An 18981-nucleotide genomic window follows, 5' to 3' on the forward strand; every position below is an offset into this window, starting at 1 on the left:
CTTAATTGATGATTATCCATATCTAAGGAAAACCTTGATGCAGCATAGCGTAATCAAGGTTTCATTTAAAACTCACTGCTACGGGCTTTTAGACATTTGTGTAAATACCTATGGGGCGGATGAGGGGAGCTTGTTCGAAGTTCTTTCCAGATGTTTGTCCCGAGACCCCAAGAAAGTTCAAAACTTGCGCAATTCAAATTGTCTAACTAAACTCATTTTGTGCAATTAGAACTTTAATTGCGCGAAACATGACTGTATCTCAAAATGCTTATTTAACCATTAAAAAGGAATTTATATGAATAAGATAAAATTAACTGGAGCGGCTTTAGCAATTGGTGCGGCAGCTATGTTTTCAGTGGCTCCTGCAACAGCAACAGCTTCCGGCTCATGTATGGTTAAGTGCATGGGTGTGAATGGTTGCAGAGGTTTTGGAAGTTGCAAGTCAGTTAATGCTTGTAAGGGCAATGGTTGCAAAACAGCTAATGCCTGTAAAGGCCAAAATGCATGTAAAGGAAAGGGCTATGTTGTATTGACTAGACATCAATGCACACAAATCCTTGGACCTAACGCAACAACTTGGAAATAAAAATATAAAGCTTTGAGGGCTTGCTTCGCAAGCCCTAGCCAAATTACATCTTGAACAGATCATGAATAATACTGTCATCAGAATCCACGTGGCCACCCGAATCACCCGAATCACTTGATTCGCTCACCTTATCAGCTGATGCCGAAATAGTAAGCGCTGGCGCAGGGTTTTTAAGTGCTTCTGTAAGTGTAATAAAGGTGTAACCATTGTTTTTGTACATTTGGATAATATCCGGTAGCGCATAGCTATTAAGCAAGTTTGCATGAATCAATAGAATCTGCTTTACAGGTTGTCCTTTGGAACGCTTTTCCGCTCTGAGAGTCTGCTCCCAAATATAGGCAAGGTAGCGGGGTTTTAGTTTGTTAACATAAGCTTCTCGAGAACGATAGGGGACATGGTAAAGCTGTTCATTAAAGCGAAAATCTTTAGAGTCTATGGTTACTGGGGCAATTACATAGTGGTTTTCATTAAGATAATCTAGCACCTTCGGTTTCGATGCCTTAGAACCCTCGGCTAGATAGGGGTAGCGGAAATATTTAGGCTCTGTCATCAAAGGAGTCAGAATTTTATCTGCCCTAGCGACATCAGCAATATACTTTTCAGCACTCATTTGATTCAGGTTGTAGTGTGAATAAGTATGATTTCCCAGATCAAAACCTGCTTTACGAAATTGCTCGAGAAAAGCCCATTGCCCTTTGGCAATGGCTCCGGCAATCACAAAACCAGTTGCGGGAACCTTATTTTCTGTGAGTGCTTCAATGATTTTATTGAAACGTTCAGTAGCTCTTTGCTGGTTGCCGGGAGTATCCATTTTGGATGCAACAAGTGGCAGATCGTCAATCGTAATGGCAATTTCACGAGTTTCGCTAAAGCTAGTACATGCGGAGAACAAAAGACATAAAAAGATTAATTTACGCATCGACAGTCCTTTATCGGCTATTGTAGATAAAGGTTAGTGTAGCAGGGGTTGGATGAAGATGCGAAAAATATATTTTGACTATAAAAAAGTAATAATTCAGATTTGTTTTAAATTTCATCATATATGTTATTATTGGAACATTTTTTAATCTCACTTGCGTAGGAATCATGAAAGATATTCGAAATTACTCAGAATCAATAGGGCAAAATTATCCAATTGGAACAGGTCGATTAAAGCAGGTTAGAGGCGCTCAGGAGGGCAAGGCGAAGAAGGTTGCCTTAATTGGCGACTCAACCTTAGATAATGGTTATTGGGTCGAGAAAAAAAGCGAATATGCGAATAAAACCCATAATGTGACCCATCAAACTGCGGTAGCCTTGGCTAAAAGCACTAAAAATGACGATTCCTACCAGGTTGCTAACTTTGCTGTAGATGGTGCTACCACTACAGATGTGCGTGAATATTGTCGTTTAGATAAGGTTCTTCCTTCAGATGCTGATCATCCATATAGACATGTACATCAACTCAATGCAGTAAAGAACTGGCAGCCTGATGTCGCTGTATTAAGCGTAGGAGGTAATAATTATCGCGAAGCTTTGCAGGGAGTACTGCAGCGTAATTTAAATTATTTTCAGCTGCTTTTGAGAATTACACCAGAGCGGGCTAAACCGATCATTAGGGAGGCATTCAATCGGGTTAAACAGCAATTGTTGGAAGAATACAAGCTCATTATTGATGATCTAGTTGCCCAGAATCCTGGACTTAGCCGAATTGTCCTGATGTCGCAATATTTTCCTTCTATTACTGATTTTACCCCTTATTTTATTTATACAGGTTTTTCCCATTTAGCTCGCGCAGAGGGTAAGGCGCAGTCGCCCTTTACTATGGTTGAAGAAACCATGAACGACCTTTATCGCGGTATCCTCGACTATGCGGCTACAAAAGATAAGCAAGTTGTTTTTGTTGATGTGTCCTCTTCAATGAACCCTTTAGGCGGCAATCATACCTTGCAAATTGAGCCCAATGAACGGGGTTCTAAAGTCATGGGTAAGCTTATTGCTGAAGCGGTTGAATACGATTTTCCTGCGCTGGATCTTGATTCTGATATAAACCCAATTGCTGTACTGCGTATGAATAATAATGAAGAGATATCAAGCGAAGTTTTACAGGATCAAGAGGCTATTCAAGCGTTTAGTGTAAAGAAAATAAATGATTTTATTAACGAAAATCGTTATCGCCATGTAGGGCTATTTTTCTCGCCTTCGACTAATTTGGCTGCACGTTATGTAAATGGATATGAGCTTATTATGGGAAAACAATTTGATACGGAATATAAGGGCTTATTCGCCTTTGGCTTGTTAGATCTCAGCTTGATAACCTTGATGGCATCCTATTTATGGCGTGTCGCTGTTGATGAACAGATCCATCTATCACTTAGGATTGCAGCTGGCGTTGTTGCCGCTCCAGTTTTATTAGCTAAAACGGTTGTTGGTATAGCTTTGATGTTAGTCCTTGCTTTACCTATCTTGGGCTATCATCAAATTGCGAGTTGTTTTAAAGACAATGAAAATCAACATGAAGAGGTCAATGAGTTGGAACTTCAGGGGCAGGAGTTTGTTTACTAATCCCCTAACTTCTAAACCAAAGGGGTCAGACTCGATTGATCCTTGAATCAGTCGAGTCTGACCCCTTTGGTTCTGGAAAGAACTAAGATATGGTACATACTTCTACATTTTCATTTTCTGCTTTCTCCATGGCAGCTAAATTCTTTGCCTCTTGGGATGCGGCCAGCTCCTTAATTAGATCAAAATTCTCCAGCGCTTCCAGATCAGAAATTCGTCGCCAATCGGAACCATTGCCAGTTAGACTTCGATAAAATTCCAATTGTCCTTCCTTATTAAAACTTGCAGAAATAGAGAGAGTCGAGACATAGTAAGTTCCGAGTCTGTAACTCTTACCTGTTCTAAAAGGAGTTGTATTGCCAAAGGAACCTTGTGGAATAGTAACATGTGCACCAGCCGCCAGCTTCTCAAAATTGTGTTCTATCGCTAGGTTGTGTATGAACTGGGCGACAAGTTGCTTTGTGTATTTGTGATCTTGGGAAAGTTTTGGCGTATGAAAGCGCTGGCTGTGTAATCCAGTGTTTAATTGCTGGTCGCGCTGTACCTGTAATCCGAGCTGTACCTGTGATTCAGAATGAAGAGGTGCAGACAGTATGGCCAAATAGTTGTCTTGATATTCAGGTTTTATAAAGGGAGGCAGTGTAAATGTTTTCTCATGAGGAGCTTGAGTTCCTTCCTTGAATTTAGCAAATTTTTCTGGTTGACAATAAATATAATGTTGCAAAGCTAGGTATACATCTGTTTCTTCTAATACGCTACCTTCAGGAAGTACCACAGTCTGTAGGGGACCCGTAGTTGGATTTGCCATCAATTCTTTAAGGGGTACATTGGGACGGTTAGGCCTCTTTTGGTAAAGTTGGAAAACCTCTTCAGACTCCATAAGATCAAAAGCTATCGCAAATATAGCAGAAGTATGAAGCGGATTTTTTCTGTGATTCACAGTGTATTTTGGTAGGTTATGATATTTTGCTAATTGTTCAGGATGAGCATTAAGCCAGTTTGCAGCGATATCGTAAAAGTAATCAAGAACCAAAGCTTGCAGCTCAGTATGTCGTTTAGCACGTTGCCCATCCGTATCATAGGTATACATTAAATTATTCAAGGGTTGTTTTTTATTTAGAGGTAACTGCTCTAACTTTTCTTGCATCTCACTTCTCCGAGTTCACTATTTCTAACTATATAAATGTGTTTTTTTGATTAACACACCCGGAGAATTATAAGGTTTATTTTTAATCGCTTTATTAACCTCAATACGCATTTACTGCACTCTACAGTAGTAGCGGTTAAGAAAGATGATAGGAGACCAGCTCCTTTAGGCACCAAGTCCGGTCATTGCTAGGAACGTAGTGACGAAGCAATCCAATGTTCCGTGCTTCGGCCTTGGATTGCTTCGCTCTGCTCGCAATGACTGCACGTCAAAAGATTTTTACACTATTTGCCTCCTAGCAAAGGCAGATATAAGATATCCCTTCAAAAATTAATGTTCGTTGAATATGTTTTCTCCAAATTATTTCAAGGCCTGTTTACCCTTTGTCAGATTTGCTTGTATTGGCTTTTTATTTGTTGGGGCACTTTGCTTACTTCGTTTGTTTGTTTGTGAGCCTACCTTAGGTTGGGATGAGGCAGAACAGGCTGTCATTGCCCAACAATTTTCCGCCGGTTATTTAGCCCAGCCTCCCTTGTATTATTGGTTGCAATATTTGGTCTTTCAGTGCCTTGGGATAAGCTTGTTTAGTATTGCTTTACTAAAATTTAGCCTAATTTTCCTCTGCCTTTATTTTTATCACCAGATTTGTCGTTTGCATTGCCAGGATAAGCTCCTTGCTTGGTGTGCAACCTTGTCTTGGGCTTTAATTCCCAATATCAGTATCGATCTGCTACCTCATCGAACCCATGCCGTTCTATCCTTACTTGCGGCTTGCTTGACCTGGTATTGGTTAATTAAGCCTAGCCGATTGTCAAAATCGTTTTGGTATGCTGGGTTTGGCATTATTATTGGCATTGGCTGTCTTGCCAAATCCAATTATCTGTTGTTTTTGAGTATCTTATTGCTTAGTGCCTTGACTATAAAAGAATTTCGCCAGAGATTGCTGCAAAGGCATTTATTGCTCAGCTTAGTATTTATCTGCTTGGTTTCAGGGGGCTATTGGTATTGGCTCATCGATAACTTTGCAACTGGAATGTCTTCAGCATTTAAATTATCTCTCAATAATAAAGACCTGAAAAATGGCATTTTGCAATTATTGAAAGCTTATCTGATTTATGGAATCCCGGTTGGCCTGCTTGCTTTGTTTTTCCCATTCTGGCGACAAAAGGTAGAGGCTAATTCGGCAAATAGTCTGCTATGGCGTTATCATCTATTGGTGTTGCCTTTGCTATTGTTAATTGTAATCACTGCAAATCTTCACGATTTCAAGGCACATTGGGCCTTATCATTATTCTTTTTATCGCCCTTGCTGATTGTAAGTCAGATCACTAAAACAGGTTATTCTGTTAAGAGGGCTAAGAGCTATCTCGTTCTTTGTATTCTGGTGCAATTGCTAATTTTGGCTGCTTGGGCGAATCGTAGTTACCGCCTGGCGAACTTTCCCTTACAACCCTTGGTTGAATCAATTCGCAAAGAACAGCAACCAGAAGTGACCTTGGTGTCACCTTCTCATTGGTTATTGGGTAGTTTGATGATAAACCTACCTGCTGAGCATGGATTTTTATTGCATCGAGCTTTATTGCATAAGCCATTACCTTCGGGGCGATTATTGATTGTATGGAAGGGGGGCGAAATACCCGAATGGGTTGATGTTCTTGTACCATCAAGCCCAGAACGGCAAATTAGGAAGTTGGTAGTTAATCAAGTCATTATGGCAAGCTACGTTTATAAATAGATTTATAAAAAATTGCTTGACAGTCACGGGGGGCATCATTAAACTGCGAACTCTTTTTGTGGGGTTATAGCTCAGCTGGGAGAGCGCTTGCATGGCATGCAAGAGGTCGGCGGTTCGATCCCGCCTAGCTCCACCATCATCAACTTTAGTTGATGATGGAAAGTTTTAGGTCCCCATCGTCTAGAGGCCTAGGACACTGCCCTTTCACGGCGGTAACAGGGGTTCGAATCCCCTTGGGGACGCCATTTTTGGCGATCAAGAAGGTTGTTTTTTGTAGTTGTTTTAGTTCCAGGTCCCCATCGTCTAGAGGCCTAGGACACTGCCCTTTCACGGCGGTAACAGGGGTTCGAATCCCCTTGGGGACGCCATCTTCCAGATGGTTATCTTTTATCGGTATTTCACTTCCTCATTTGTAATAGCTCAGGTTCCTTGGTTGGAGCTGATTGCTTGTAATAGGTCACCCCCCGTCACCCAATCATAACCCGTCATCCCGAACATAGTGAGGGATCTCCGGGATTAGCACAGTGCCACACTTAGGAGATGTCTCTCTACGTTCGACATGACGTAAGTCTTTGGAAGCGTAGGAAGGATCTCCGGGACTAGCATCTGCCACATTCAGGAGATCCTTCGCTATGCTCAGTATGACGGGGGTGACCCTATTACGGGTGTTGAGCTATTAAAGCCTCTCAAAAATCGTTCTGGTGTTAAACCCAAATAAACGCTCGTGCATGCGATGCGCATATTCGTCTGTCATGTTAGCAATATAATCACAGACTACACGAAAAGCGGCATCCTCATCCTCTGCACTCAGAAACAGGCTACGATTCTTATTGTCCAATAAACTTTTGGGATTGGAGCTGATTGCTTCAAAAAGCCTCAAGACTACCGTTTGGCCGCCATATTCAAAGGTACGAGCTTCTTGTGAATCTATGACGTGCTCATAAATGCATTGCATCAAATAATTAAGGAGGGCTGCGGCTTCAGGTAACAAGATAATATTGTGCTTTAATAAAGCATTCTCAAAGGCCTCATGGGTTATAGAAATCTGGGTGGCGGTTATAAAATAATTGACCATTTCACCAATGGCTTGTTTGCGTTGATAGAGTTCCTGGCTAAAGAGTAAGTCCAACAGGTGATCGCCTTCTTTGCCAAGAGCTGTTTCCCTGAGAAGATCACGAAAAATTTGGTTATCAAGATGAGAGCGATTAATTAGGCGTAAGTGGATCGCATCCTCCAAATCATGGACACCATAAGCAATATCATCGGCTGCATCCATAATTGAACAGTCAAAGCTGTGATAGGTAGATTTTCCATGTTGTTTGGGCTGTGGTTGCTTTGTGAGTGATTGAAACAAGGTTCTATCTGCTTCACTAAAAGGTGATAGTAACCAGTCAATTTCTGCTTGCTCACTATCAAAATAGGCCTTGGGGGGAAGCCAATCATTAATGCGGATTGTTTTATGTAAGGATTCAGTTGCTTGCGGTAATTCAGTGGCAACTACTTTGGAGCGTCTGACAGGATATTTAAGAATACCTAACAGGCTGCGGCGCGTTAAATCAAGGCCGTAAACCCCATAGCTATTTTCCACCTTAGTTAGTAAACGCAGAGTCTGGCCATTACCCTCAAAACCTCCGTGTTCGCGCATCATATAATTAAGAGCAACTTCGCCTCCATGGCCGAAAGGGGGGTGGCCAATATCATGTAACAGACAAATTACACTGACCAAATCATTATCTGGTAACAAGCCTACAAGAGTTGAGTGTTGCTGGTTAAGGCTTAAATTCCGCACAATACTGCGGCCAATCGAGGCAACTTCCAAGGAATGCGTAAGGCGTGTACGGTGAAAATCTCCCTCGTCTGTACCCAAAATTTGTGTTTTACGCTGTAAGCGACGAAAGGCGGGACAATGAATTACCCTAGTGCTATCTCTTTCATAAGGTCCACGGTGATCTTGGTTGCCACGTTGATTTGTTTGCCCTGAGCGTCTATGAGTCCACATAAGTTTTAGGATTACCAAAATAAAAATTAATACTCTATCACAAAAAGGATTAAAGTTTTTTTTCAGAGTGACGGATAACAGATTAAGACGTGAAAGGAATGCGCCTAAATAAGAATAAATACAATGGGAGCGTGCCATGAATAAACGGTTTTTAACACTCTGTTTTTGTTCTCTCGGCTTAACAGCCTGCGTCAACGATGATTCAACTTACCGAAGTTTTCAGAGCTATTATACAGGCTATAGTTATCAACCCTATGCTTATCAGGATACCCAATTCTATGATAATTCTTCCAGTTATGGTGGATACTCACGATCAACGGCTACTGTACCTGACTCCTACCATACTGGAGCCTTGCATTCACCAACGCCTCATAAGGAAGTGGATCGAAATTGGGTGAATAGTCAAAATCCTCAGGGTTATACCATTCAGGTTGGAGACAGTGAGAAGGCTGCGCAGGTTGCAAATAAGCTTTATAAAGCACCGAAGACTGATCGCTCTGCGGAGATAAAATATAGCCGTGATGGCCGAACCTATTACAAAGGGGTTTATGGTAGCTATAACAACTATGAAGATGCCCAGAAAGCATTGAACAATTTGCCGCCAGAAATTAAGCAGGGGGCGGATATTAAAAGTTGGTCTAAGGTGCAGGAGAATGGTGCTGAGTAACATTCTCTCTAACAGTCATATTTGGCGCAACCTATGCTCAAATCTGGTTCTAATGGCCCGAAATCCCGCGGCTTGACCGCGGGATCTATCTATTCTGTACCGCCCACTAGACCCCGTGGTCGATGCCCATAGGTATCTACATAAGTGTCTGTAATAGATGAGCCCTGTCCCCCTAAGCCACGTCATCCAGAGCGCAGCGAAGGATCTCCTGAATGTGGCACGGTGCTAATCCCGGAGATCCTTCGCCGCGCTCTGGATGACGTAGTGTTGAAACAAGGAGGGACGTGACCTTATTACAGAACTTGTGTAAATACCTAGGGGGCGATGCCGCGGGAATTCGATGTTATCAATTATTTCGCTGCTAACACAACCAATACCTTAACAACACCAGGGGTATTGCTAGGCTCTACGCTGAATTGTTTCAAGGTAATTGCGTAGTCAGAGTTTAGTTTCCAAAGCCAGTCAAGCAGCATTTTATAGGGTACACGTTCAAAGGATATTTGGATGTCTCCTGGTCCTGTTTGTTGTAGTTGATAGGTAAATGTACGGAATGCCTTATCGCTTAATTGATTGCCGATTAAGGCTAAGAGTTTTGCATTGCTTATTGCTAGCAGGGTTTTTTGGTTTTTTGGCTGTTGGCGAACCTGTTCCATCCAGGCGAGTGTCTCTTGTTTTTCAATTAATTGCTTGCTCTGAGTACTCACTGCCGTTGAGAGTGGAGAATAGATTAACAGATAAAATAGGTAGAGCAGGGTGAATAGGATGCCTAGGCCTGTTGTCCATCGTTCGCGTTCATTTAAATTATTCCAATAATTCATTATCACAGATATAACTCCAAAGTGCCCACGACCTTTCCATCCTTCGATGACGCTTGGGTTTGCTTAACATTAATGTTGCTCTTCTGTAATTTTGTTTGTAAGTCCTCAAGGGTTTCAAAGTCTTTGCTTGTTAGGTTAAGAGTTAGAGTTTGATTTTGAAAACGTAGCTGATCAATAGTGACTGAGCTGTCTTTGTAATTTTTAGCTAATTTGTTAAGAAGGATCCAAAAGGTTAAATCATTAGTACCCTGATTAGTTCTTATTAGCTGGGCAATTCGGAATTTTGGGCTGATGACTTGTTGTGCCTCAGGAAAAAATTCTCGGTAAATAACAGCTATTTTACTATCAACGGCAGCAATATCCCTGTCAATAAAATAGAGTTTAACCCCATTGATTATTATGATAGATAACAGCCAAAGCAGGCTCATAGCAACGGCTGCCTGATACAAACGTTTGATTATTGTATTGCTGTTACCATGTTGTAATTCGCCCTGGCAGAGATTGATTGGGCGTGTTGTTAATAACCGCTGAGCAATCCATTGGTAGGAGGGCTCACTAATTTCGCTAAGTTGTTCAAGCAGTGAAGAGTTGTTGAGTAGTTCTTTATTCGAGTCGGTAAAACTGTAGATAGTTCGTTCGCCTGACCATTTTGCTAAGTAGAAGGGGGCGAGATCGGGACTCAAGGCGCCTTGGAAAAACTCATCGTTAGCTAACAAAGAATTTGCCATGACGACGATTTCATCAGGCATTAAAGCAAACCAGTCAAGGGTCAGTAGGTCAAAATTAATTCGTTGCTCATCAAGAGTCGCCATTAAATCTTGTAAATAGGTTCTATCGCTTACAACAATCAGATAATGGCCGTTTTGATAATGATTGCGATCAAAAGCAAAATGCAGGGTATCAAAATTCTGAGCTAGCTTATCTTCAAGAGCAAAGGGAATAGCGGCACGAGCTTTTCTCTCAGCAAGCCAGGGAAGTTCTAGCTTATGCAAACTGAAACGCTGTCCCGAGGTGACAAGATAGGTTCGAGAGCCAACTTGTAAGGCTTGAATTTCAGCAAAACTGCGATGACTAAGGGGGGCTTCGATCTGGCCTTGTTGATCTAATTTTAAACTTAAACAACCGTCTTCCTTTAGATGCTCGGTAAACAGGAAACAGGTAGCCAAATTCATATCCTCCATTTATTCCTTCTCCCCTCAAAGAGGAGAGAAGGAGCTTGAAAGGCGGATGAGAGGGGGTTAGACATAGGCAAATCTTTTACCATTATTTGCAGCCATGGCCCATTGGCTCTTTAGTTGTTGGGAGAATAAGTAGACAGCCATTGCGTACTGTGGGCTGGAATTATAACGAGTTATCACATAAAAGTTGGGATAGGCTAACCAAAATTCCTGGCCTGTTTGTGTGGTTAATTCGATAAGGCCGACTTTTTTCGGTGCATTTATCGCAGCAGTAAGGGGGCGAATACCAGCCGCTTCTAATTGTTGGACCCGATAGCTTGCTGTTTTGCTAGCTGTATTGAATTTTTTATACATTGTTCCTTCAACCTGAGCCGGTTGCGCAATACCTTGGTTCATTTTCCAGCCATGTTGGTGGAAATAATTAGCAACACTGGCAACGACTGCACTGTCATCATTCATCAGATCGATTCTTGGATTTGCACTGAAAGCGGCAGCATAGTAGCGATAAGAGCTAGGCATAAATTGCGGTTTACCCATTGCTCCAGCATAGGAACCCATATATTGCGAAGGTGGCACATGGTGTTCGCGGCAGAGTAAAAGGTATTCGCCCAATTCCTTAGTAAAAAATGGCGAACGTTTAGGATAATCAAAAGCCAAAGTAGATAAGGCATCGATAACGCGGTAATTACCTTGATGTTTACCATAAAGTGTCTCAACCCCAATAATGGCAACAATTATATTTGCAGGTACACCATATTTTTTCTCGGCTTTTTCCAGTGCTCCTGCGTTTGTACGCCAGAAATCCATCCCAGCTTGAACGCGTTCTGGAGTCAAAAACAATTGTTTATAGACATCCCAGGTTTTTTTCTCAAAAGGCTTATCCATTGATTCAATGATTTGCGGCTGTATCTGAACATCACTCATTACAGCAACAAGATCATTTCGCTTAAAGCCATGCTCTTTGACCATTTTATTAATGAAACTTTGCACGTCTTTACGTTGTATGAATGCGGCATCGGCTTGAACAACACTAGAACCTAGCAACATTAGGAGGCTGAAACAGAGCGTAGTTAATCGGCGCATTGGTCATCCTTATTTATGAATTCAAAGAGGTCGATTGTAGATAGAAAATAAAGCAACAGCAATTTCTTTTACAATTTATCAGTTGCAGCGAAGGGGGTCAAAGTTTTACGAAAATGACTTTTTAACAATTCCGAAATCCTGCGGCTTGACCGCGGGATCCATAGAGTTCGCGCCACCACTAGATCTCACGGTCAAGCCGCGGGATTTTGAGTCTTAGCTTTTATGCCCTGTACAAAGCGAAAATTACTATTGTAAAGAGGATGGGATTCCTCGAAGCCAATAATTGAGCTAGAATAGCAAAATTTATCAGTAGGTTTTTCATTTGAGTGATCTAAAGCGAATTCGCAATTTTTCTATTATTGCCCACATTGACCATGGTAAATCCACCTTGGCTGACCGTTTTATTCAGCTCTGCGGTGGTTTAACTGATCGGGAAATGTCTGAACAAGTTCTTGATTCTATGGATATTGAACGAGAGCGGGGGATTACTATTAAGGCGCAGAGTGTTTCTCTGAATTATAAAGCGCGTGATGGTAAAACCTATCTTCTTAATTTTATTGATACGCCAGGCCATGTGGATTTCAGTTATGAGGTATCACGTTCTCTCGCTGCCTGTGAGGGCGCGATACTGGTTGTCGATGCGGCTCAGGGTGTTGAGGCGCAAACGGTTGCTGTTTGTTATACCGCTATTGATCAATCCTTGGAAATCTTGCCTGTTCTAAACAAAATCGATTTGCCACAGGCTGAGCCAGAGCGTGTTATCGCCGAGATTGAAGATATTATCGGCCTGGAAGCTCATGATGCAATTCGAGCCAGCGCAAAAAGTGGCCTTGGCGTTGAGGATGTCCTTGAAGCGCTTGTCGCTAAGATTCCGCCACCGCAGGGTAATATTGATGCGCCTTTGCAAGCTTTAATTATCGACTCTTGGTTTGATAGCTATTTAGGCGTTGTTTCTTTGGTACGTATTGCTAATGGTTCTATACGCAAAGGCGATAAAATGCGGGTGATGTCAACCGGCCGCACCTATGAAATTGACCAGGTTGGGATTTTTACTCCAAAACGCACCAAGCTTGAGGTATTACAGGCTGGTGAAGTAGGTTATGTGGTCGCTGGCATTAAAGAGATTCAAGGTGCGCCGGTTGGTGATACCCTGACTCTGGAAAAGAATCAGGCTCAAGCCCCCCTGCCTGGTTTTCAACGAGTTAAACCGCAGGTTTATGCTGGCCTATTCCCCATCAGTGCTGATGATTTTGAAGCCTTCCGTGAAGCCTTGGCTAAACTAAGCCTCAATGATGCCTCTTTATTCTATGAGCCAGAATCCTCTGAAGCCTTGGGTTTTGGATTTCGCTGTGGCTTCCTGGGTATGTTGCATATGGAAATCATCCAGGAGCGGCTTGAACGGGAATACAATCTTGATTTGATTTCTACTGCCCCAACGGTGGTTTACCAGGTGGTGACGACCAAAGGTGAAACCGTGATGATTGATAATCCTTCCCAGTTACCACCACCGCAGCAAATTAAACAAATGTTTGAGCCTATTGTGCGTGCTAATATTTTGGTCCCTCAGGACTATCTGGGGCAAATTATCACTCTTTGTGTCGAGCGCCGTGGTGTGCAAATCAACATGATGTATAGCGGGCGCCAGGTCTCAGTAAGCTATGATCTGCCAATGAGTGAAGTCGTTTCTGACTTCTTTGATAAATTGAAATCTGTTAGTCGTGGTTATGCTTCGCTCGATTATAATTTTATTCGTTTCGACGAGGCTGATTTAGTAAAAATGGATGTGCTCATTAATAGTGAGCGTGTTGATGCCCTGGCAGTTATTGTTCATCGCGATTCAGCCTATGGCCGCGGTAAGGCCTTGGCGGACAAAATGCGTGAGCTGATTCCGCGGCAAATGTTTGATGTTGCTATTCAAGCTGCCTTGGGAAATCACATTATTGCCCGACAAACAGTGAAGGCTTTGCGTAAAAATGTTACGGCCAAATGCTATGGCGGCGACGTCTCACGTAAACGCAAGTTATTGGAAAAGCAAAAGGCGGGTAAAAAACGCATGAAGCAAGTGGGGCATGTGGAGATACCACAGGAAGCGTTTATGGCTGTATTCCAGACTGATAGAAAAAAATAAAAATAAAAAACAGGTTAATTTATGAATTTCGCTCTGTTGCTAGTTGTACTTTCTTTGCTAAGTGGGATTGTCTACTTATTAGATATCCTTTTTTGGGCTAAAAAACGCGGTGCTGAACAAAAGCCGGGTAAGATTATTGAATATTCCCGGTCTTTTTTTCCTGTGTTTTTTCTTGTGCTTTTACTGCGTTCCTTTCTTATCGAGCCGTTTCGAATCCCTTCTGGTTCGCTTGAGCCAACGTTGTTAGTGGGGGATTTTCTCGCTGTGAATAAATTTTCCTATGGATTTAGACTCCCAGTCTGGGAGAAAAAAGTGATCCCAGTTGCTAATCCCAAAACGGGCGAAATTGCTGTTTTCCGTTGGCCGCCAAATCCCAGCTATGATTATATCAAGCGGGTTATTGGTGTACCCGGTGATAAGGTTTCATATCACAATAAGGTACTAACGATTAATGGCAAGGAAATGAAACAAACTTTCGTTGAGTATACGACCGATGAAAGTTCGGGTAAGGCTGTTGCTAAATATACGGAAGATTTAAATGGTGTTGTGCATGATATTTATATCCGTCCTGATGTTCCTGCTGAAGATTTTGATGTAGAAGTGCCTTCTGGGCAATACTTTATGATGGGCGATAACCGTGATGACAGTGCTGATAGCCGATTCTGGGGCTTCACTGCTGATGAGTATTTGCGTGGTAAGGCCTTTATTGTTTGGATGAGCTGGAATAGCAAGACTGGCAGTATACGCTGGTCGAGAATAGGTCGGTTTATTAACTAAAAAGCCATATTTGAGTACAGGTTGAACGAAAGTGATTGTGGTGAATATTAATATAAGAGGTTAGTGTTGGTTCCTATTGATTTAAAGCGTCTATGCCGACGTTTAGGTTATGAATTTAAAAATCTCGCTTTTTTAAAGCAAGCCTTAACTCATTGCAGTGCAGGCAGTGAAAATAATGAACGCTATGAGTTTCTTGGAGATTCCATTCTGAGCTTTGTTATTGCCAGTGCCTTATTTAGCAAATTCCCTGAACAAACAGAGGGACAGCTTAGCCGTTTACGCGCTTTTTTAGTTAAGGGCGAAATGCTAGCCGAGATCGCCGCTGAAGTTGACTTAGGTGATTATCTTTTTCTTGGCCAGGGTGAGCTGAAAAGTGGCGGATTTCGTCGTGCTTCTATTCTCGCAGATGCTTTGGAAGCGGTGATCGCTGCTGTTTTTCTTGATGGTGGTATTGAAGAAAGTAAGAAATTAATTCTTAAGCTTTACCAATCCCGATTGGACGATGAAGGTTTACATAACAATCTGAAAGATGCCAAAACCCAACTACAAGAATATTTGCAAGCACATAAGAAGCCGCTTCCTGAATATAGCCTGACTAAGATTGAGGGTGAGGAACACGATCAAATCTTTTATGTGAGTTGTAAAGTAAGTGGTATCAAAGAAATGACAGTCGGTTCGGGGCCTAATCGACGTAAAGCAGAGCAAGAAGCGGCAATAAAGTTTTTACAGCAGCTGAAAAAGTAGATTTGATTTGTACCAGAATGTAGCCTGGATGCACTGCCATTAAGTTAACATCAGTTATGGATAAGGACGCTACATTAAAGCCGTTCGGGCTGAGGAGGCCTTTAGGCCGTCTCGAAGCCTTGCACGGTGACGCTTCGAGACGTGTGCTTATGCACACTCCTCAGCGCGAACGGTTATAAAATCCCTTAACTTTGCAGCGCGCTCTGAATAATGGGCTGCGTTCTCAACTAAGCAGCTCCAAAGAACTAACCACCTCCAACCACTCTTCCTCCGCCTGAGCCAACTCATTTTGTAATCGTTTTTGCTCATCCAACAGTTTTTGCAGTTTAGACTTCTGACCCTCCTCATAGAGTGTTAGGTCAGCCAGGGTGATTTCAAGTTGTGACAGACGCTGATGGTGCTGATCAACCGTTTGCTCTAATTTTTTCAAGCGATTTTGTAAAGTCTTTTTCTCTTTATAAGCATTGCTAGTTGTCGATTGATTGTTCTCTTTAGCAGAATCCTTGTTCTGTAGCCATTGATAATAATCATCAAGGTCACCCTTAAAAGGTTGCACCTGCTTTTGGTAAACCAGATAAAAATCGTCAACAGCGGTACGCAACAGATGCCTATCGTGCGAAATTAAAATTAAAGCACCTTCATAACTTTGCAAAGCAAGTTCTATCGCGGCGCGCATCCCAAGGTCAAGGTGGTTGGTTGGTTCATCCAGCAGGAGAAGATTGGGTTTTTGCCAAACGAGTTTGGCGAGAGCCAGCCTTGCTTTTTCGCCACCAGAAAAGTGATGAATGGGTTTCATCGCCATGTCACCGATAAAATTAAATCCACCTAGATAATCACGGATACTTTGTTCCCTTGCCTCCGGTGACATCGCTTGAATCGTTTCAACCGGGCTTAACCTAGAATCCAATTCATCTAATTGGTGTTGAGCATAATAGCCAATATGCAGGTTGGGCGAGCGATAGATGCTCCCGGACAGTGGTTTGAGACTACCTGTCAAGGTTTTAATCAAGGTCGATTTACCTTCCCCATTGGGTCCAAGCAAGGCAACTCTATCGCCTGGATTGAGCAGCAGATTCATTTTCTTTAAGATCGGGTGATTTTCTTCATAACCGGCGAACACTTGCTCAGCACGTAGCAAGGGACTGCCTGCTCGATCACAGGGGTAAAAATCAAAGGAAAAGGGAGAATCCACCTGGGCCTGGGCAAGGATATCCATTTTAGCAATCGCATTGAGCCGACTTTGTGCCTGCTTGGCTTTGGAGGCCTTAGCTTTGAAACGATTGACATAGGTCATTAGATGGCTGATTTTTTGTTGTTGCTTTTCATAAAGTTGTTGCTGCAAGGCTAACTGTTGGGCACGTGTTTGCTCAAATCGGCTGTAATTGCCTGTATACAAATTCATCGTTTGCTGCTCGATATGCAGGATATGAGTCACAAAGGCATCAAGAAATTCACGATCGTGCGAAATCAAAAGAATGCTGGAAGGACTCTGCTTAAGCCATTTTTCAAGCCAGAAAATCGCTTCCATATCCAAATGGTTAGTTGGTTCATCAAGTAAGATAAGGTCTGCTGGCTTCATTAAGCAGCGGGCAAGGCTCAGGCGCATCCGCCAGCCACCCGAGAACGAGTTGACTCTGCGTTGCTGCTGTTCTGCACTAAAACCTAGGCCTGCCATAATGGCTGCCGCCTTTGCTGGTTTGCTATAGCCAGCGGTTTGAGCCAATAACTCATGACAGTGCAGCACTTCTTCATGAGCGCCTTGACTTTCTGCTTGGCTGAGTTTTTGCTGTAATCCAATATACTCTTCATCTCCAGCAAGAACGAAGTCCAGAGCTAGTTCGTCACTGTCTGGCAATTGTTGCGCTAGGTGGCTGATTCGTAACTGGGGATTAAGCAGGCATTCACCAGTATCGGGAGTGATTCCGCCCATAATCAAACTGAAAAGACTCGACTTACCGCAGCCGTTGTGACCGACAAGGCCGACTTTTTGTTTTTCATGTAAGGCTACAGAAGCTTTATCAAGTAATATTTTATTACCGCGCGAAAGGGTAATTTGGTTTAAGGTTAACATGAGATAAAAGCACCACAATTTAAGTGGCGCTATCTTATCATAAAGTTATTTCCACAGGATGCTGCATTTTTTCTTGGCAGCAGCTTCAAGCATACCAATTAATGGGACAGCTCTATGCGCTAAGCTAATGGGTGGTTCGTCATCCTCATAATCTTGTTGATTTTCCGCTGAATTCTCAGAGGAATCTTGTTCAATCCCCTTTTTTAAATTCGATAAGGCTGCAGGAATGTCATCAGCAACGAGGGCGCCAGGGATTGCCGCACTGTGCCCCATCAGGCTCAGAAGTTTTTTGGCAACATCGCCAAACATAGTAATATTTTCGTATTCTTCACAGGAGAAAGTGACCAACATAGCTATTTCCTTATTATATAGTCTGAGAAATAATCGCAAAATATCTCATTTAAGTATATACCTGAGCTCTTTCAAAAATAGTATTTTGAAAGAGCTCAGGTATATAATAGCGCCATTTAGTTGCCAGGTTGAGAAATGAATAAGCAAGATTTTTATTTTGATTTGCCGGAAGAGTTGATTGCACAGTATCCCCTCGCTAAGCGCAGTGACTCTCGCCTCTTGGTTTATAGTCGCCAAGCAGAAACGACAAACCATCATCAATTCAAGGATATCACCGATTTCTTAGAAGCAGGTGATCTTTTAGTCTTAAACGATTCTAAGGTGATTCCAGCACGGTTATATGGTTTTAAGGCCAGTGGTGGGAAGATTGAGCTTTTAGTCGAGAGATTATATGGCGATAATTCATTTTTAGGCCATATTAAAGCGAGTAAAGCACCAAAGGCAGGGGCGATTCTTCAATTAAATGATGGATGGCAGGTAAAAGTCCTGCAAAAAGTGGATGATTTGTATCATTGTCAGGTTCTAGGCGATGCAGAGCAAATGTTAGAACAGATAGGCCATATTCCTTTACCGCTTTATATTACCCGTCCTGATGAAAAGACTGACTTGGAACGCTATCAGACAGTCTACGCTAAACATAAGGGCTCAGTCGCCGCACCCACAGCTGGCTTACATTTTGAGCAAGAGTTGCTGGAAAAGATTAGAGCAAAGGGCGTAAGGATAGCTTATTCGACCTTGCATGTTGGCGCAGGAACTTTTCGGCCAGTGCGTTGCGATGCAATCAAAGATCATAAGATGCATAGCGAGCGGTTTAGCGTGAGCGACGAGTTATGCGAAGCGGTCAATAACACTCGAGCGGCTGGTAAGCGGGTGATTGCAGTAGGTACAACCGCTTTACGGTGTTTGGAAAGCGCTGCGGCAGAAGGGATTCTTAAACCTTGTAACCGTGATACGGATATTTTTATCTACCCAGGCTATCAATTTCAAATTTGTGATGGCTTAATTACTAATTTTCATTTACCAGAATCAACCTTACTCATGTTAGTTTCTGCCTTTGTTGGACACAAGCAGGCAATGACGCTTTATCAAGAAGCAATAACTCAAAGGTACCGCTTCTATAGTTATGGTGATGCGAGTTTGTTGATTTAAGAGGAAT

At 42.4% G+C, this 18981-nt stretch carries 16 protein-coding genes and 3 tRNA genes; 11 read left to right on the plus strand and 8 right to left on the minus strand.

Going from position 1 to position 18981, the window contains the following annotated elements; translation table 11 throughout:
* Positions 1 to 295 precede the first annotated feature (295 nt).
* Positions 296 to 586 (plus strand): hypothetical protein, encoded by a 291-nt coding sequence (locus BN1094_RS06620; RefSeq protein ID WP_043873489.1) that lies wholly within the window; start codon positions 296 to 298, stop codon positions 584 to 586.
* A 43-nt stretch (positions 587 to 629) separates the two neighbouring features.
* Here BN1094_RS06620 and BN1094_RS06625 read toward each other — a convergent pair whose 3' ends face one another.
* Positions 630 to 1505 carry a polysaccharide deacetylase family protein gene (locus tag BN1094_RS06625; RefSeq protein ID WP_043873490.1) on the minus strand — a complete coding sequence of 292 codons (876 nt, stop codon included), beginning with the start codon at positions 1503 to 1505 and terminating at the stop codon, positions 630 to 632.
* Between the two features lie 167 nt (positions 1506 to 1672).
* On the opposite strand from BN1094_RS06625, the gene BN1094_RS06630 reads away from it, so the two are divergent.
* A complete protein-coding gene (locus BN1094_RS06630) occupies positions 1673 to 3130 on the plus strand; it encodes an SGNH/GDSL hydrolase family protein (protein WP_043873491.1) in 1458 nt (485 codons plus the stop codon).
* An 82-nt stretch (positions 3131 to 3212) separates the two neighbouring features.
* Here the strand turns inward: BN1094_RS06630 and BN1094_RS06635 are convergent, their stop codons facing one another.
* On the minus strand, positions 3213 to 4274 hold the full coding sequence (locus BN1094_RS06635) for a hypothetical protein (protein WP_043873492.1): 1062 nt from the start codon (positions 4272 to 4274) through the stop codon (positions 3213 to 3215).
* 346 nt (positions 4275 to 4620) lie between these two features.
* On the opposite strand from BN1094_RS06635, the gene BN1094_RS06640 reads away from it, so the two are divergent.
* The 4 genes from BN1094_RS06640 to BN1094_RS06655 all read left to right on the plus strand — a co-directional run bounded on the left by BN1094_RS06640 (position 4621) and on the right by BN1094_RS06655 (position 6377).
* Positions 4621 to 6009: a glycosyltransferase family 39 protein gene (locus BN1094_RS06640; RefSeq protein WP_043873493.1), complete on the plus strand. Its 1389-nt coding sequence runs from the start codon at positions 4621 to 4623 to the stop codon at positions 6007 to 6009.
* A gap of 60 nt (positions 6010 to 6069) precedes the next feature.
* Positions 6070 to 6145, plus strand: a tRNA-Ala gene (locus BN1094_RS06645).
* Positions 6146 to 6178: 33 nt separating this feature from the next.
* Positions 6179 to 6254, plus strand: a tRNA-Glu gene (locus BN1094_RS06650).
* 47 nt (positions 6255 to 6301) lie between these two features.
* Positions 6302 to 6377, plus strand: a tRNA-Glu gene (locus tag BN1094_RS06655).
* Between the two features lie 308 nt (positions 6378 to 6685).
* Here the strand turns inward: BN1094_RS06655 and BN1094_RS06660 are convergent.
* On the minus strand, positions 6686 to 8008 hold the full coding sequence (locus tag BN1094_RS06660) for an anti-phage deoxyguanosine triphosphatase (RefSeq protein ID WP_043873789.1): 1323 nt from the start codon (positions 8006 to 8008) through the stop codon (positions 6686 to 6688).
* 136 nt (positions 8009 to 8144) lie between these two features.
* Between BN1094_RS06660 and BN1094_RS06665 the strand changes: the two genes are divergently transcribed.
* A complete protein-coding gene (locus BN1094_RS06665) occupies positions 8145 to 8675 on the plus strand; it encodes an SPOR domain-containing protein (protein ID WP_043873494.1) in 531 nt (176 codons plus the stop codon).
* A 350-nt stretch (positions 8676 to 9025) separates the two neighbouring features.
* Here BN1094_RS06665 and gspM read toward each other — a convergent pair whose 3' ends face one another.
* Genes gspM through mltB form a run of 3 tightly spaced genes read right to left on the minus strand, consistent with a single transcriptional unit; the run spans position 9026 to position 11754 of the window.
* Complete coding sequence (gspM, locus tag BN1094_RS06670) at positions 9026 to 9493, minus strand: type II secretion system protein GspM (RefSeq protein ID WP_043873495.1); 468 nt, start codon at positions 9491 to 9493, stop codon at positions 9026 to 9028.
* A 2-nt stretch (positions 9494 to 9495) separates the two neighbouring features.
* Positions 9496 to 10674: a type II secretion system protein GspL gene (gene gspL / locus BN1094_RS06675; protein WP_052403163.1), complete on the minus strand. Its 1179-nt coding sequence runs from the start codon at positions 10672 to 10674 to the stop codon at positions 9496 to 9498.
* A 57-nt stretch (positions 10675 to 10731) separates the two neighbouring features.
* Entirely contained in the window at positions 10732 to 11754 is a 1023-nt protein-coding gene (mltB, locus tag BN1094_RS06680; RefSeq protein WP_043873496.1) for a lytic murein transglycosylase B, read from the minus strand.
* Between the two features lie 322 nt (positions 11755 to 12076).
* Between mltB and lepA the strand changes: the two genes are divergently transcribed.
* The 3 genes from lepA to rnc all read left to right on the plus strand — a co-directional run bounded on the left by lepA (position 12077) and on the right by rnc (position 15403).
* The gene (gene lepA / locus BN1094_RS06685; protein ID WP_043873497.1) at positions 12077 to 13882 is read left to right on the plus strand and encodes a translation elongation factor 4; all 1806 of its coding nucleotides are present in this window, start codon (positions 12077 to 12079) and stop codon (positions 13880 to 13882) included.
* 21 nt (positions 13883 to 13903) lie between these two features.
* Positions 13904 to 14659, plus strand: a complete 756-nt coding sequence (lepB, locus tag BN1094_RS06690) for a signal peptidase I (RefSeq protein WP_043873498.1) — start codon at positions 13904 to 13906, stop codon at positions 14657 to 14659.
* A 63-nt stretch (positions 14660 to 14722) separates the two neighbouring features.
* Positions 14723 to 15403 (plus strand): ribonuclease III, encoded by a 681-nt coding sequence (gene rnc / locus BN1094_RS06695; protein ID WP_099908977.1) that lies wholly within the window; start codon positions 14723 to 14725, stop codon positions 15401 to 15403.
* A gap of 223 nt (positions 15404 to 15626) precedes the next feature.
* On the opposite strand, the gene BN1094_RS06700 is transcribed toward rnc, so the two are convergent.
* Positions 15627 to 17474 (minus strand): ABC-F family ATP-binding cassette domain-containing protein, encoded by a 1848-nt coding sequence (locus tag BN1094_RS06700; RefSeq protein ID WP_043873499.1) that lies wholly within the window; start codon positions 17472 to 17474, stop codon positions 15627 to 15629.
* A 45-nt stretch (positions 17475 to 17519) separates the two neighbouring features.
* Positions 17520 to 17825 carry a DUF1840 domain-containing protein gene (locus BN1094_RS06705; RefSeq protein WP_043873500.1) on the minus strand — a complete coding sequence of 102 codons (306 nt, stop codon included), beginning with the start codon at positions 17823 to 17825 and terminating at the stop codon, positions 17520 to 17522.
* Positions 17826 to 17960: 135 nt separating this feature from the next.
* On the opposite strand from BN1094_RS06705, the gene queA reads away from it, so the two are divergent.
* Positions 17961 to 18974: a tRNA preQ1(34) S-adenosylmethionine ribosyltransferase-isomerase QueA gene (queA, locus tag BN1094_RS06710; RefSeq protein WP_043873501.1), complete on the plus strand. Its 1014-nt coding sequence runs from the start codon at positions 17961 to 17963 to the stop codon at positions 18972 to 18974.
* The last annotated feature ends 7 nt before the right edge of the window (positions 18975 to 18981 follow it).

The sequence above is a fragment of the Legionella massiliensis genome, from assembly GCF_000756815.1.
GTDB classification, from domain to species: Bacteria; Pseudomonadota; Gammaproteobacteria; order Legionellales; family Legionellaceae; genus Tatlockia; species Tatlockia massiliensis.

Coding starts and splice junctions, on each gene's coding strand:
- BN1094_RS06625 (WP_043873490.1), bottom strand. CDS start 1,505: ATGCGTAAATTAATCTTTTTATGTCTTTTGTTCTCCGCATGTACTAGC.
- BN1094_RS06660 (WP_043873789.1), bottom strand. CDS start 8,008: ATGTGGACTCATAGACGCTCAGGGCAAACAAATCAACGTGGCAACCAA.
- BN1094_RS06640 (WP_043873493.1), top strand. CDS start 4,621: ATGTTTTCTCCAAATTATTTCAAGGCCTGTTTACCCTTTGTCAGATTT.
- queA (WP_043873501.1), top strand. CDS start 17,961: ATGAATAAGCAAGATTTTTATTTTGATTTGCCGGAAGAGTTGATTGCA.
- BN1094_RS06705 (WP_043873500.1), bottom strand. CDS start 17,825: ATGTTGGTCACTTTCTCCTGTGAAGAATACGAAAATATTACTATGTTT.
- BN1094_RS06630 (WP_043873491.1), top strand. CDS start 1,673: ATGAAAGATATTCGAAATTACTCAGAATCAATAGGGCAAAATTATCCA.
- BN1094_RS06635 (WP_043873492.1), bottom strand. CDS start 4,274: ATGCAAGAAAAGTTAGAGCAGTTACCTCTAAATAAAAAACAACCCTTG.
- mltB (WP_043873496.1), bottom strand. CDS start 11,754: ATGCGCCGATTAACTACGCTCTGTTTCAGCCTCCTAATGTTGCTAGGT.
- BN1094_RS06620 (WP_043873489.1), top strand. CDS start 296: ATGAATAAGATAAAATTAACTGGAGCGGCTTTAGCAATTGGTGCGGCA.
- gspL (WP_052403163.1), bottom strand. CDS start 10,674: ATGGAGGATATGAATTTGGCTACCTGTTTCCTGTTTACCGAGCATCTA.
- BN1094_RS06700 (WP_043873499.1), bottom strand. CDS start 17,474: ATGTTAACCTTAAACCAAATTACCCTTTCGCGCGGTAATAAAATATTA.
- BN1094_RS06665 (WP_043873494.1), top strand. CDS start 8,145: ATGAATAAACGGTTTTTAACACTCTGTTTTTGTTCTCTCGGCTTAACA.
- gspM (WP_043873495.1), bottom strand. CDS start 9,493: ATGAATTATTGGAATAATTTAAATGAACGCGAACGATGGACAACAGGC.
- lepB (WP_043873498.1), top strand. CDS start 13,904: ATGAATTTCGCTCTGTTGCTAGTTGTACTTTCTTTGCTAAGTGGGATT.